Genomic DNA, 14779 nt, shown 5'->3' with positions numbered 1-14779 from the left:
GAAAGTAATTTTTTCATTTTCATATAGTGTTCTCGTAAAAGGGTCTTGTCCAAAATGGCAAGGCCTTTTTTAGTTTACATAATCCCTGTCCTCCTGTAAAGCTCCATGAAATGCACAAAACATCGACAAATGGGAGTTTTGCATATACCTAAAGAGGTTTCACAACAGAAATGGACCGTTTCACAACAATAGTGAGCAACTCTATGGGTTTGGGTTTAATTTTGAAGCTAAACTAGCGTTCTTTATATACCCCATACTTTGATTACAAGCTATAATACTGGCAAATGGTACGGCTATTAATCATTTTGTTTGATGGGGGCACGGAAAAAGGGCACAAACAATAGTATGGACCTTGGCGATATACTCCCAGGGTCAATGTATTTAATAGATTAATGGGACGTTACGTAAGATTCTTATTTACTTTTATATACTTTGTTTTTCTTTTTGGTGGGGCTGCACAGTCCATCACTGGAGAGGAACAAAATTCCCTAAAGGAATTTCAGGATATCAACACACCATCGGGAAGGTTCAATATCTTTTTCAATTCAGTGGATAGGTATCACGAACATTCTGCCTACGACTGGCTCGATACCGTAAAAATTTACCTTTCCAACGCGCAAAAGACCAAAGACTCCACCGCCACAAGACTATACAAGGTAATGCAGGCACAGATTTACAATGATCTTGGTGAATATGATAAAAGTACCGCGCTAGCAAAAGAACTTTATGGAACCAAAGATTCTTTGGATTCTGAGTCGCAAAAAATAGTCCTTGAAGTACTGGATGACAATTATGCCAATCTACAGCTGTTTGACAAGCAGATTGAAATCCGTAAAGAGAAAAGGGAAATGGGCATCACAGAGAATGTGGCCTTCTACGATATATATAGCAATCTAGGACTTTACAGAAAGGCAAGAAACCAATACATAATGGAGGTAAAGCCTACCATTGCCGATAACGATTCTTACGGTTTGGCCAAGTACCACAGCAAAGTGGGCAACTATTTACGATTGGACAATTCTGCCCCAACAGCCTTAAGTGAGCTAAAAAAGGCCAAGGCATATTTGGATGTTTATCTTAACGACATTTCAGTACAAAAGAGCGAAGCCGAAATCTTTGAAAGCGATTTGCTCAAGGCAGAGATTGAAGGGAATATTGCCAAATGCCATGTTATGTTGGCAGAGTTTGAACAGGCTATACCCTTGCTCAAAAGCAGTATAGAGGTTCTGGAATCTTCGCCCAAAAATGGACATAGAAATGAAGTCATTGAGAACACACTATACCTTGCCGATGCAAATCTTCAATTGGAACGCTTTGTGGATGCCAAAAAAAGCCTTGATGTCGACTTTGAAAACATAGGAATCTTACAAAGTATAAAGCGCAATAGTTTACTGGCCTCATATTATGACAAGGTGGAAAACTACAAGAATGCTGCCATGTATTATAAGCGCAATGAACGTATAAAAGATTCCTTGGCGCAAAAACAATCATCCATCATTAAACAGCAATTGGTAACGATTGTGGCCAATGAGGACTTGGAAAATTCACAGCGCCTGATCGATGAGCAAAAGAGAATCAACGAGTTGGCCCGTAGTGAAATGAAGGCCAAGGATGAGCGCATCAATCTTGTTTTCATTTCATTGATATTCACCCTATTGGGCTTTGCAGGCTTGGTATATGCGTATTTAAAAAGTATAAAGAATCAACGTCTGATCGCAGAACAAAAGCATATCATTGAGAATGCCCTTATTGAAAAAGATTCCCTGTTGAAAGAAATTCACCACAGGGTAAAAAATAATTTGCAGATGGTTTCCAGTTTGCTGAGTTTGCAAACCAAGAACACCCGTAGCAAATCGGCCATTGAAGCACTGGAAGAAGGTAAGAGCAGGGTAAAAGCCATGGCGTTGATACACCAGAAACTGTATCAAAACGATGACCTCTCCGTTATTGAAATGCAAGGGTATATTGAAAGTCTCATCAACAGTGTGCAATCAGTATACAAAAAAGGCGGGCATAACATCAGCATTACCATAGATGCAGAAGGTACCGAGCTGGACATTGATCGCGCCATTCCCTTTGGGTTGATATTGAATGAATTGGTATCCAATTCGTTTAAATATGCTTTCCCAGAGAACGATGAGAATGGGAAAATCTACATCCATTTAAGAAAAAATGGCGACCAAGGCTATTTCGAATATACCGACAATGGTGTGGGACTTCCAGAAGATGCCGAGGAAAGGGCCCATTCTTCCATGGGTATCCGTTTGATGAACAGGTTGGTAAACCAACTTCAGTCCAAACTGAACATTGACAGAGATAGCGAAGGGGTGCGCTTTTGGTTCAACTTCAGCTAAACACTTTGCAGCATAGCTTCCCAAATATGGTTACATTTGAAACCATAGGATGAAGGCATATTATAAAAAGTACACGCTAAACTTTAAAAGGCCCAGTGGTACCTCACGTGGTGTACTCACGCAAAAAGAGACCTGGTTTTTGATACTTCGGGACGGAGAGCGTCAGGGTATTGGTGAATGTGGTATTTTAAGGCGGTTGAGCGTGGATGACGTTCCAGGCTATGAAGATAAGTTGCAATGGACCTGTGCCCATATTCATTTGAAAAAAGAGGAGCTTCTGCAAAATTTGAGGGAGTTTCCCTCGATTCAGTTTGGATTGGAACAAGCATTTTTGTCCCTAAAATCCAGTAATCCTTTTGAATTGTTTCCTTCTGAATTTACCCAAAATGAAGCACCTATACCCATAAATGGGCTAATCTGGATGGGAAATGAAGCTTTTATGCTTTCCCAACTGGAGCAAAAATTAAAAGAGGGTTTCCAATGCATCAAAATGAAAATTGGTGCCATTGATTTCAGCAAGGAACTTTCCATTCTTGCTTCAATCCGGGAACACTTCACTCCAGATGAAATTGAACTCCGTGTAGATGCCAACGGTGCCTTTGGACCCAAAGATGCTTTGGAAAAAATCAAACAACTGTCAGAATATCAGCTTCACTCCATAGAACAGCCCATCAAACAACAGCAACCAAAAGCCATGGCAGAACTCTGTAAAAACACACCGCTGCCCATTGCCTTGGATGAGGAACTAATCGGCGTTTTTGATACCTCGGAAAAGGAAAAATTGCTACAGACCATACGGCCACAATATATTATCTTGAAACCAAGTTTGGTGGGTGGATTTTCTGGAAGTCAAGAATGGATAACCCTCGCTGAGAAGCATGGAGTGGGTTGGTGGATTACCAGTGCTTTGGAAAGCAACATTGGTCTGAATGCCATTGCACAATGGACATACACTTTGGGAAACACCATGCCGCAGGGTTTGGGTACAGGAAGCCTGTATACCAACAATTTTGAAAGTCCTTTGGTGGTAGCTCTAGGGACATTGAGCTATAGGGCTCGGAAGAAATGGGAAAATAATCTAATCAAAAGTTTATGTATATAGAACAAGGCTATAGAGGGGAAATCGGATTATGGAAATTTTTTGTGATACCCTTGGCATTCATGGGTTTTATGGTATTTAACTATGTGATTACGGTAAATTCGCCCGTGAGTGTAGAGGATACCATGCAACAACTCATTGCACAAATGGGCTCAAATATTGTACTGATATTTCTGCTATTGCCTTTAGCCGCCGGATTGTTGGTGGTCTTGGGATGGACCTATCTTGTACATAGACAATCCATCACTTCGTTGACCACTTCCAGAAAGAAGGTGGACTGGAAACGGGTTTTTTTCTCTTTTGGATTATGGTCGGTTCTTACCCTCATCCTCACAGGAATCGATATTTATGCATCTCCAGATAAGTATGTGCTCAATTTTGATTTGGCAAAGTTTATTCCTTTGGCCATCATTGCCATTGTTCTTATTCCCATGCAGACCAGTTTTGAAGAATATTTGTTTAGAGGACATATGATGCAGGGAATAGGTATTTTGGCCAAGAACAGATGGGTGCCCTTGGTGGTTACGTCTACTTTATTCGGATTGATGCACATTGCCAATCCCGAAGTGGAAAAACTGGGTCATGGTGTTTTGGTCTACTATATTGGAACAGGTTTTTTTCTAGGCATATTGACTCTAATGGATGAAGGATTGGAGTTGGCATTGGGATTCCATGCGGCAAACAATTTAATCACAGCTTTGCTGGTCACAGCAGATTGGACTGCTTTTCAGACCAATTCTGTTTATAAGGATATTTCAGAACCAGCCTTGGGATGGGACGTGCTGATCCCCGTTTTTGTAATTTTCCCATTACTGTTATGGTTCTTCTCAAAAAAATATGGGTGGAAAAATTGGAAACAACGATTGTTCGGAAAAGTTATGACCAAGGAAGAATTCGCGACACTTACCCATGAAGAATCCAGTTTGGCATAAAATTCACTCAGATCTCAAGCTCAATGGGGTTTCCTATTCGCCTTTAGAGATTTCCAAACTGGGCAACACTCTGGTCAATGAGGGAAATTCTTTTGAAACGGCCATGGGGGAATTTTTATTGGACTGGTTTTCAGACAAACCTACTTTGACCGTTCTAACCTCTGGTTCAACCGGAACACCCAAGAGCATTAAGCTCAAGAAGGAGCACATGGTCAATTCTGCTTTGGCAACCGGTCAATATTTTAAGCTAAAGGAAGGAACAATAGCCTTACTTTGCCTTCCTTTTTCAGGGATTGCCGGTAAAATGATGCTAGTGCGTGCTATGGTCTTAGGCTGGCAGTTGGATTATGTGGAACCGTCTTCAACTCCCTTGTTGGATTCAGAAAAAAAGTATGATTTTGCTGCCATGGTCCCACTTCAAGTACAAAGTTCCTTGAAGCAATTGTATCGGGTGGACCTATTGATCATTGGTGGCGCTCCAGTGAATTCAACTCTTAAAAAGGATTTACAAACCCTTCACACCAACTGCTTTGAAACATACGGGATGACGGAGACCATAACCCATATTGCCGTAAAAGCCATCAATGGCCCCCAATGTTCCGATTTTTTTCAAACCCTTCCCGGGGTTCAAATTTCAACAGATAAAAGAGGGTGCCTAACTATTGAGGCTCCTGACATTTCTGATGAAAAGGTGGTAACCAACGATTTGGTGAACATGGTATCCAAAAACAAGTTTGAATGGTTGGGAAGATATGATTCCATAATAAATTCTGGAGGGATAAAATTGGTTCCCGAACAGATTGAAAGAAAACTGGCCCCGATTATACCATTTCGTTTCTTTGTTGCGGGTTTACCGGATAAAGTACTGGGTCATCGGTTGGTTTTAATCATAGAAGGAACCCAATTCGATAAAGAAAATCTGTTTGAAACGATAAGTAGCTTGAAAAGTTTGAATAAATACGAAGCCCCCAAGGAAGTCTTCTACATAAAATCCTTTGTTGAAACCAAAAGCAATAAGGTAGATCGTATCAAAACCTTAAAAAAAGTTTTTTCCTAAACTCATTCAAAGTACGGTTTTACGTTTCGTTTTTCCCCAAATACTAATTGGTGGTTTTGTATTGGCTTAATTGATTATAGGTTGGTAGTAAATCTAAAAACCATGTCAATTATGAAAAATCGAATATTCTTACTGATTTTATTTTTGGTTGGCTTCACTGTTTCTGCTCAAGGAACAATGATTAGTGGAGTGGTAACCGACAGTGAGGGACAAGCCCTGCCCGGTGTAAACATCATTGTAAAGGAAACCAAAAAGGGAACACAAACAGATTTTGATGGAAAGTATAGTATTTCTGCATACCAAGGCCAGACCTTGGTTTTCAATTATATCGGGTTTAAGTCCAAAACTGTAAAAATTGGTTTCAACAGTACCATTAACGTACAGCTTGAAGAGGATGTGCAAGCATTGGAAGAAGTGGTTATTATGGGCTATGGTGTGCAAAGAACAAGGAGCTTGACACATTCAGTTTCAAGCGTAAAATCCAAGGCGCAGTTGAAAAAGGAAAAGCAAAAAGCCTATCATAAGTCCATTACCCAAGCTCTTCAAGGGAGTACTTCTGGGGTCCAAATTGCAAATAACAATGAATCAGTCTCGGCCCCAGAAAAAGTGTTCAATGTGAATGCTATTCCAACTAATGAGGATGAAATGCCCCTTTATATTGTAGATGGGGTGCCCATTCAAAAAATGAATAATGGTGTCATTGAAAAATTGGAACCCGCAACTATTGATAAAATGAATGTCTATAAAGGTGCCAAAGCACGTAAGATGTTCGGTTCTTCGGCAAGTGGTGGGTGTATTGTTATTACGACCAAGCAAGGAAACTACCAAATTGAGAACGACGAGAATTATGCCAAGATAACGGAGAACAAGTTTCAGCAGGTTGCCTTAAGTCCATTATCTACGTTTTCCATTGATGTGGATAAAGCATCATATAGCAATATAAGGCGCATGATAAACAACGGACAGAAGATTCCAGTAGATGCTGTAAAGATTGAGGAAATGGTAAATTATTTCAGCTATGATTATCCTGAACCCACGGAACATCCCTTTTCAATCCATACCGAAGTGGTGCAAACGCCTTGGAATCCAGATACCAAATTGGTAAAGATAGGTCTCCAGGGTAAAACATATCGCAATGAACAATTACCGCCATCTAACCTCACATTTTTGATTGATGTTTCTGGATCCATGTCCTATGCAAATAAACTGCCATTGCTTAAATCCGCATTTAAACTATTGGTAAATCAATTACGTGAGAAAGACAAAGTAGGCATAGTAGTCTATGCAGGGGCCGCAGGAGAAGTGCTCAAACCCACACGGGGGAACAAAAAGGAAGAAATCATGAAAGCCATTGAGAATCTGGAAGCAGGTGGTTCAACCGCAGGTGGGGCAGGTATTGAATTGGCCTATAAACTTGCGGAGAAAAACTTCATTAAAAATGGAAACAACCGTGTAATCTTGGCTACGGATGGTGATTTCAATGTTGGTCCTTCAAGTGACGGTGACATGGTTAAGTTGATTGAAGAAAAACGCAAGTCAGGAGTTTTTCTTTCTGTTTTGGGTTTTGGAATGGGAAATTATAAAGACTCAAAAATGGAAAAGTTGGCCGACAAGGGAAACGGAAACCATGCCTATATTGACACCATGCAAGAAGCACAAAAGGTATTTGGTCAAGAGTTTGGGGGAACTTTGTATGCCATTGCCAAGGATGTGAAAATCCAAGTGGAGTTTAACCCAATTGCGGTAAAAGGCTATCGACTGATTGGTTATGAGAACAGAATGTTGGCCGATGAGGATTTCATAGATGATACCAAAGATGCTGGGGAATTGGGAAGCGGGCATACGGTAACTGCATTATATGAAGTAATCCCTGTGGGAAATGATAACCCGTACCTTAAACCCGTACATGATTTGAAATACACGCGAACCGAGTCCAATGGAGGTCAGAATGAATTGTTTACCGTTAAACTGCGCTATAAAAATCCAGATGGACATCAAAGTCAGGAAATAAGCCATGTGGTTGAAAACAAATTGACAGAAGCTTCCGCGGAGTTTAATTTTGTTGCATCAGTAGCACTGTTCGGGCTTCACTTGCGTAAATCACAGTTTACCAATAATAGTTCTCTGAATGATGTAGTTATTTTAGCTGAGAAGGGTATTTCGAATGACAAGGAAGGCTATAGGGCAGAATTTATACGACTTGTAAAATCCTATATGAACAGTATGTAGTAAAGCGCCTTCGGGCACTTTCCTATTTATAATTGGACCCAATCAAAAACATACTTGTTTGTTAATCACAGGAAAACAAACATTTTTCATATCTTCATAACTGATTTTTAATCAGTTATAACCGAAACCTCGGAAAAATGAAAAATATAGTATTGTTTTTGGTTTTGTGGGTTGTTTGGCCCCTTTACCCCCAAGCTACGGACAGGATGATCACCGGACGGGTTACCGATGTCTGGGAAACACCCATAGCAGACGTGAACATCGTAGTGAAGGGTACAGAGCGTGGAGTACAGACCAATGAAGAAGGAAAGTTCTCGGTGAATGCCGATACAGGGGAGGTTTTGGTGTTTTCTGCAGTAGGGTATGGCAATGTTGAAATTGAGATATTGAACATTGACGAAGTGTTTAAAATAATCCTTTCTCCAAAAACAACGAAGCTAAAAGAAGTGGTCGTTGAACAGAACAAGCGTAAAACCCAAAAGGATTTAATGGAAGAGTATCCCACCAACAAAAATTTGATAAAGACCAGCTTTGGAATGTTGGACAAGGAGCGTTCTTCTACGGCTTTGGAAATTATTGATGGTGATAATTTATTGGCTGCTGGTCCGGATTTCTTGACCTCTTTGAAGAATTATCATTTTAACATGAGAGTGGTAAGGCCTCCGTTTGCCGATGATGTGACAGTCTATTTGCGGGATTTCGCGTATGGTTCCATTGCACATGACTCTTTAGGATTTGGAAAGCCCAAGGCTATTTTTGATGTGGATGGTTTTGTACAGGAAACCGCGCCGACCTATTTGTCAGGTGCGGATATTGATCGCGTGGCCATTCTTGAGCGTAATGCTGCTGTAAATAGATATGGGCCAAGGGGTGTTGGCGGAGTCATAGTGATCAACACCAAGGGCAAAAACGAAATGGATGTACTGGGGTATGGCAAAAAGTATTCCAGCGCCGATGTTCGCAATAATATGAACAAACTGTTTGATGAGGCAAATTATGTTCCTGCGATCCCAGAGTATATGGAAGTATTTGGAGCAGTTTCCTCTGAAGAAAAAGCAGTGGAATTGTTCCAGAAAATCAAAGGAGATCATATGGGGGATTCCTATTTTTCAATGGATATGGCCTACTATTTTAGAGAGCGTTGGAAGGATGAAAAGGAGGCAAATACCATACTTAAGGAAGTACATGAAGGATTTTCCCAAAACATGCCAGCTTTAAGAGGCCTTGCATATAGGTATGCTATGTTGGGCAAGCATGATAAGGCTTTGGAGGTTTTCTTGGAAGTATTGGAGAAAGACCCATTGTCTGCACAATCCTATTGTGATGTGGCCAGAGCCTATGCCGAAAGGATGAATCCTAAAAAGACTACTAAAGTTTATGAAGATTATCAAGTTTTGAGAACCAAAGAAGGCATTCCTTTTGATGCTTACGGTACAGATCTGTTCATGACCACGGACTCTTATGGATATGTACCATCCAATAAAACCGGACCTAATTTGGAAAAAATAAACGAAGCCATGGGTGGGGAGACTTCAGCTACCCGAATCGCTTTGTCTTGGAACAATCCCGATGTTACGATAGGATTTCAGTTGGAATCCCCAGATTCATCTTTCAAAACATGGGAAGTAAAATCCCATAAAGACGAAATGGATAGAGGATATGCCAGCACCCAATTTTTTCTGAACGATGCCTTGGAAGGGGAGTGGTTGCTAAACTTGCTCTATTATGAGAGTGGAGATAAAGCTCCTACATATTTGCGGATAACCAGTTTTTTTGATTACGGCCTCCCAACGCAGCGAGAGGAAACACGGGTGCTAAAATTAACCCAAGAATATGATGGTAACGGTTTGGTGAAAATAAACACCTTTACAGGCGGACTAGGTAAATAAGGTTTTTTATTCGAAAGTAAGGGATAGAAGAAAATAGTGTAGAAGATTTATCGAAGGAGAGAAAAGTTATCAATATCCAATCTTGACTTTATTCTGCCATTCCATTTTGCCAAGGCTTCAAGGTTATCACCATAATCAGTTTCCTTGCTCATATTTTTGGCCTCTACATTGGCTCCTTCATAAACCTCGTCGTAAATGGATTTCATTTCAGTAAAGGTCATTCCATCCTTTATTCGGGAATTTGCCAACCGTCTGTAAATCTCATAGATATCAAAGAGCAAATTAATGTAAATAAGCTTGTTCTTTGTGTGCTCATGGGTAAACTCGGAAGAGCCGATATCCAATAAGGTCCTCCCTATAATTTTTCTGTTTCCTGCCAAGTCCCAATATAGATCCAGCATATAACCAATGTTGATTTGGTTTTTCCCTTTAGGTCCTGTGGTTTTTCTCAGAACATCAAAAGGAGAGTCATAGTTTTTTCCTGTTCTATATTGCTTATCGCCTTGTATCCCTTTGGGATCATTATCTGTGGCATCCCGCAAATGGTCCCAGGCAAAACGTTTGTCCTCATGCCATGAAAGAACCGATGGCCGTGCATAACTCAAATCATCAACGGGGATATAGCTGTCATAATTGATCAAGAACCCATTTTCTTTCATGTAGTCCAAAGATCTTTGTTCACTAAAACTTTTTGGGTATTGGTAATTGGTCTCCCAAAAATCATCGGATGCCTGCAGGGCAATTATTTTATCGTAATCATTGCTAAAGGAAATGTCTTTGGTGAAATACGGCTCCTCAAAAGATCTATTGTAATCATAGAAATAAATGAATGTTCGGGAATTGATTATTTCTGAAACATCTCCCGACTTATAATCCATCTGAAAAGAGAAATCCAAATACTGTATTTTTCCAAAATCCAAGGGATTAAAAACAATATTGAACTCAATTTCCATTGGGGTAAGGGAAACGGTTTCATTAATGGAGGTCAATGCGTTGGTTATGGGATCTTTGATGCCAAGCTCAATTTTTTTGACAATCAAATTTTCATAATCCACTATCATTTTCCCATAAAACAGCCTCCCATTTGGATTTTTTGGGGTAAACGATAGAGATGCTTCTTCTTGGGTACAGGAGCTACAGTCGTCAATTCTTACCGTATATTTTCTTTTAAGGGAGTTGTAGTTCAAATTACCAGGATGGTCAGGCAATATTTGGCCGGTCTCTTCAAAAAAAGTAAAATCACTTAAAATTTGGGTGTTGTCCAGACTATAGAATGCAAATGATTTGTTCAAACCAAATCGCCCACTTTTTATAGTAAGACCCATGATTCCGCCTGACAGACTTTGTTCACTATTGTAAAAGCCTTCTATCTGTTCCAAGGGAATTCCTCTTACGGAAGAAGTCAATGTTAAAAAAGCCTTGTTTGAGGTGGCTTCCTTTTGCTGTCGATATTTCTGCACAATTTTGTCCAATAAGATGTACGGGTATTCTTTATCTTCCCCAGCCGTGAGTACCACTTCGTCCAAATTGGAAAAATCGGGGTCTAGATAAAGGTTGGCCTCATTCTTAAAGTACACCAAGGCCACTTTCTTTGTTTTATAACCCAAATGTCTCACTTCCATGGAATCTTTTTGGATAAAACCCTCCACGGCAAACTTGCCATCTTCATTGGTGATGGTGTGATGGGTTTTCTCCCCAAAAATGGTGATGGTGGAATAGGGTAACGGTTGTTGGCTCGTTTTATCAAGGATGACTCCCTCGATTTTCGTTTGTGCCAAACTTGAGGTGCAAACAAAAAAAAGTAATAAGCCAATCTTTTTCATCCTTGTTCCATTAAGCGGTAGGGTTCTTTGACTTCTAAGGTAAGCATTTGATTTTTAGTCAGAAAGAAATATTCCAGTGGTTGAATCCCTTCAGAAATAGATTTGGAAAATTTATTTTGGGATTTTGTAACTTCAACCAAAATCAGCTCAATGAACAGACTACTTATTGCATTCGTTTTATTCCCACTTTGTTTACTGCATTCCCAACAAATTCTACCAGAGGTGGAACGGGCAAGGGTGGTGGACGAACTACTTGAAGACCGTTTTAACAATCTGCTTCCAAAACTTATGGATGACGTGGGTATGGATATGTGGATTGTGATTTCACGGGAATACAATGAAGACCCTGTGCTTCGCACCATGCTACCTGCTACATGGCTGAATGCCAGGCGGAGGACCATTTTGCTGTTTTATCGGAATAAGGAAAAGAACACAATTGATAAATTGGCCGTGGCACGATACAATGTGGGAAAAAGCATTGTTTCGGCATGGGATAAGGAAAAGGAACCTAACCAGTGGAAGCGATTGATGGAGTTGATTTCGGAACGAAACCCGAGTAAAATAGGGTTGAACTTTTCCAAAGACCACAATATTGCAGACGGTCTGGACAAAACAGATTATGATGAGTTCATGGCCCATCTTCCCAAAAAGTTCCATTCCCGTGTAAGCTCTGCGGAACAATTGGCAGTGCGGTGGATAGAAACACGAACCGAACGTGAAATGATCATTTATAACCAATTGGTAAGTATAACCCATGCCATTATTGCCGAGGCTTTTTCCGAAAAAGTGATTACTCCCGGAGTTACCACAACCACTGAAGTTGAGTGGTGGATGCGGCAAAAGGTGACAGATTTAGGGTTGGAGACTTGGTTTCATCCAACGGTGGATGTCCAACGAAGCAGTGAGGAATTGGTGGGGCATTTGTATTCTTTTTCTGGACGTCCAGACGATATGGTAATACTGCCCGGGGATTTGTTGCACTGTGATTTTGGGATTACTTATCTAAGATTGAATACGGATTGCCAGGAGTTGGCCTATGTATTGAAACCCGGTGAAAAAGAAGCCCCTTCCTATTTGGTGAATGCCCTTTATGATGGAAACCGCGTACAGGATTTTTTAACGAGCAACATGGTAAAAGGCAGGACCGGCAATCAAATACTGGCCAAAGCCTTGCAAGATGCCAAGGATGCAGGCCTACAACCTGCCATTTACACCCACCCATTGGGCACCTACGGTCACTCGGCAGGAACTACCATCGGTATGTGGGATGCCCAAGGAGGCGTCATGAAGGATGATGGCGAAAATTATCCCTTAAATCCAAATACAGTCTATGCGATAGAGCTCAATGCCACGGTAAACATCCCGGAATGGAAGCGGGATATTCGCATTATGCTGGAAGAAGCTGGTTTTTTTGGGGAAGAAGGATTTAGATATGTAAACGGTAGGCAGACCCAACTGTATGTAATACCTCGAATACAACCTAATACAGATTAGGCAATTACCATTCATAAGACAAAATAGGGCATCCATAAAGCCATACAGGCCATCTGTCAAATTAGACTACATTTTTTGATGTAAAAAACTACATTTATGGAGTAAAAAACAAAACATCAAGAAAATGAAAAAACTACTTCCTTATCTCGCCTTTTCATTGTTGCTGGTAGTGACATTCTTAAGCTGTGAAGAAGAACCCCATTTAGAGTTGGATTCTCCTGAAACAATCACAGAAGTGCCCCGTTCTAGCTTCAACAGCAGGTCGTATGTGAACATGGACGATATCCCAGAGGTCATTCAGTCTGGAGAAGCGTATGGGCAGCAAGGTATCCAAATCGGGTCTAGGTCTGGGTAATAAGATCAGCGCCAAGGATTACGAGGTATTTCTGGACAGCATTGCCCAAGTGGCGAATGAAGGCTCCAATACCAACTATACCTTTGCATTGGATGTAAAGGGCGCTGGGCCAAACGAGTTCTATAACCTTGTGGTGGGGAAGACGCCGGATGGCGAAATCAAAGATCCCATTGTGGTACGGTATGCCTTGGAGCAGGAAGATATGGACTATTTTTTGAACGGCGGCACCGACCTTAAAAGACTCAATGCCAAGTACAGCTACTACAATTTTGAACGGTTCTTTGATGAAAACCTCAAAATGACGGCCTCCGGTACAGGGGACTGCGGCAGTGGGTTTATTGGAGGGGGCAGCGGAGGAGGTCCCACCGTGCCACCAGGGGGATCTATACAAACCAGTGGCTTTGGGGTCTCGGTGACCACCAACTTCCAAACTGGGCATGTGACCACGGTACCCTATGACTTCAATATCTCGGTCACAGATGAAAACGGCAATACTGAAGTGAATAGTGGACAGGCCTACAGCCAAAATCTGGATGGTGTATTTGCGACAAATTATGGGCAGCAAGATATTGATCCAATAGTTTTACCCCCAGAAACGGCCACTTTTAACCAAGACAATAGGGCCACACAGGACCAGAACGGGACAATTAACTTAGGTTGCAGCGGATCTTCCTATTTGGACGGTGCTGGTTGGCACATTAATGGATGTGAGGAATCTGGCACTGGACAGCATAACAAAGGTAGTGTAACGGCAAAGGCGGGGGATTGCGAGATTCCCGAGGGTACCATGGCCACCTTGACCATGTTTACATTGATGATCTTGAACAATGTAAGTGATCATCTGGATCTAAACTTGGCTGTTCCGCTTGATTGGTCCAGATATTTATGGATGTCCCATCACATTGCCCCTGAAACGGCTTCCATAAACCAGTTTATAAATGAAAATGGACAAAGTGAAGAGGCAAAACAGTTGGCAGATCGTATCCAATTGGCCATGATGGACAATCTGGAGGTCATTAATTTTTCTCCTTTGATCAAATATCCCGAGAATAACAATTATGAGAGCCAATACCCGAAATTAACAGAATATTTAAAGAACCAACTGCCCACTGTGGCCAACATTTCCAAGATAACGAATGCCATACACGAGTTCACACAGTTACCCCTAAGTCAAATACAACATGATCTGCAGTGGGGGGAAGGGCCAGAGGTTCATATTGTACAGCTAGACAATTTTTGCCCAACATGTTCTGATGATACTGCCGGACATTATGATGATGAAAATCCTGAGAATGCAAATAAAATCTATCTGGATATAGATATCATAAATGATTTGGAAAGTGGACAGATTTCCGAAACAGATGCGGATGCATTCCTATTCTTTATTGGTACAACAGTATTACATGAATTTGTACATTGGGGAGAAAACAATAACCCAGATTTTTTCTATTTAGGTGAGGAAGGAGTACAATTTGAAATAAGAGCATATGGGTATGATGTTAATCCAGATACTGCTAACCTGGCATTAGACAGACTTAACAATTAAT

The 14779-nt window shown here is 40.9% G+C and carries 10 protein-coding genes; 9 read left to right on the top strand and 1 reads right to left on the bottom strand.

What is annotated here, in order from left to right:
* Positions 1-392: 392 nt before the first annotated feature.
* From ACP14V_RS09080 to ACP14V_RS09055, 6 genes are all read left to right on the top strand, one after another.
* Positions 393-2354: a sensor histidine kinase gene (locus tag ACP14V_RS09080; RefSeq protein ID WP_136567318.1), complete on the top strand. Its 1962-nt coding sequence runs from the start codon at positions 393-395 to the stop codon at positions 2352-2354.
* Between the two features lie 49 nt (positions 2355-2403).
* Positions 2404-3456 carry an o-succinylbenzoate synthase gene (locus ACP14V_RS09075; RefSeq protein WP_272610263.1) on the top strand — a complete coding sequence of 351 codons (1053 nt, stop codon included), beginning with the start codon at positions 2404-2406 and terminating at the stop codon, positions 3454-3456.
* Entirely contained in the window at positions 3447-4385 is a 939-nt protein-coding gene (locus ACP14V_RS09070; protein WP_136567320.1) for a CPBP family intramembrane glutamic endopeptidase, read from the top strand. The genes ACP14V_RS09075 and ACP14V_RS09070 overlap by 10 nt, the downstream gene beginning before the upstream one ends.
* The gene (locus ACP14V_RS09065; protein WP_272610262.1) at positions 4363-5442 is read left to right on the top strand and encodes an AMP-binding protein; all 1080 of its coding nucleotides are present in this window, start codon (positions 4363-4365) and stop codon (positions 5440-5442) included. The genes ACP14V_RS09070 and ACP14V_RS09065 overlap by 23 nt, the downstream gene beginning before the upstream one ends.
* Positions 5443-5553: 111 nt before the next feature.
* Positions 5554-7671 carry a YfbK domain-containing protein gene (locus ACP14V_RS09060; protein ID WP_272610261.1) on the top strand — a complete coding sequence of 706 codons (2118 nt, stop codon included), beginning with the start codon at positions 5554-5556 and terminating at the stop codon, positions 7669-7671.
* 137 nt (positions 7672-7808) lie between these two features.
* Complete coding sequence (locus tag ACP14V_RS09055; RefSeq protein ID WP_272610260.1) at positions 7809-9560, top strand: tetratricopeptide repeat protein; 1752 nt, start codon at positions 7809-7811, stop codon at positions 9558-9560.
* 47 nt (positions 9561-9607) lie between these two features.
* On the opposite strand, the gene ACP14V_RS09050 is transcribed toward ACP14V_RS09055, so the two are convergent.
* Entirely contained in the window at positions 9608-11338 is a 1731-nt protein-coding gene (locus tag ACP14V_RS09050; RefSeq protein WP_272610259.1) for a carboxypeptidase-like regulatory domain-containing protein, read from the bottom strand.
* Between the two features lie 195 nt (positions 11339-11533).
* On the opposite strand from ACP14V_RS09050, the gene ACP14V_RS09045 reads away from it, so the two are divergent.
* The 3 genes from ACP14V_RS09045 (at position 11534) to ACP14V_RS09035 (ending at position 14778) form a co-directional block, all read left to right on the top strand.
* Positions 11534-12877 (top strand): M24 family metallopeptidase, encoded by a 1344-nt coding sequence (locus ACP14V_RS09045; protein WP_272610258.1) that lies wholly within the window; start codon positions 11534-11536, stop codon positions 12875-12877.
* Between the two features lie 124 nt (positions 12878-13001).
* Positions 13002-13232 (top strand): hypothetical protein, encoded by a 231-nt coding sequence (locus ACP14V_RS09040; protein WP_272610257.1) that lies wholly within the window; start codon positions 13002-13004, stop codon positions 13230-13232.
* On the top strand, positions 13192-14778 hold the full coding sequence (locus ACP14V_RS09035; protein ID WP_272610256.1) for a hypothetical protein: 1587 nt from the start codon (positions 13192-13194) through the stop codon (positions 14776-14778). Before ACP14V_RS09040 ends, ACP14V_RS09035 begins: the two co-directional genes overlap by 41 nt.
* The last annotated feature ends 1 nt before the right edge of the window (position 14779 follow it).

The organism is Flagellimonas alvinocaridis, assembly GCF_965248585.1.
GTDB classification, from domain to species: Bacteria; Bacteroidota; Bacteroidia; order Flavobacteriales; family Flavobacteriaceae; genus Flagellimonas; species Flagellimonas alvinocaridis.
Note: the sequence above shows the minus strand (reverse complement) of the source record. Positions and strands in the feature narration are given on the sequence as shown.

Bases quoted from the DNA above. Each gene is read 5' to 3' on its own strand.
- ACP14V_RS09035 (WP_272610256.1), top strand. From the start codon at position 13,192: ATGGGCAGCAAGGTATCCAAATCGGGTCTAGGTCTGGGTAATAAGATC.
- ACP14V_RS09040 (WP_272610257.1), top strand. From the start codon at position 13,002: ATGAAAAAACTACTTCCTTATCTCGCCTTTTCATTGTTGCTGGTAGTG.
- ACP14V_RS09070 (WP_136567320.1), top strand. From the start codon at position 3,447: ATGTATATAGAACAAGGCTATAGAGGGGAAATCGGATTATGGAAATTT.
- ACP14V_RS09065 (WP_272610262.1), top strand. From the start codon at position 4,363: ATGAAGAATCCAGTTTGGCATAAAATTCACTCAGATCTCAAGCTCAAT.
- ACP14V_RS09055 (WP_272610260.1), top strand. From the start codon at position 7,809: ATGAAAAATATAGTATTGTTTTTGGTTTTGTGGGTTGTTTGGCCCCTT.
- ACP14V_RS09080 (WP_136567318.1), top strand. From the start codon at position 393: ATGGGACGTTACGTAAGATTCTTATTTACTTTTATATACTTTGTTTTT.
- ACP14V_RS09075 (WP_272610263.1), top strand. From the start codon at position 2,404: ATGAAGGCATATTATAAAAAGTACACGCTAAACTTTAAAAGGCCCAGT.
- ACP14V_RS09060 (WP_272610261.1), top strand. From the start codon at position 5,554: ATGAAAAATCGAATATTCTTACTGATTTTATTTTTGGTTGGCTTCACT.
- ACP14V_RS09045 (WP_272610258.1), top strand. From the start codon at position 11,534: ATGAACAGACTACTTATTGCATTCGTTTTATTCCCACTTTGTTTACTG.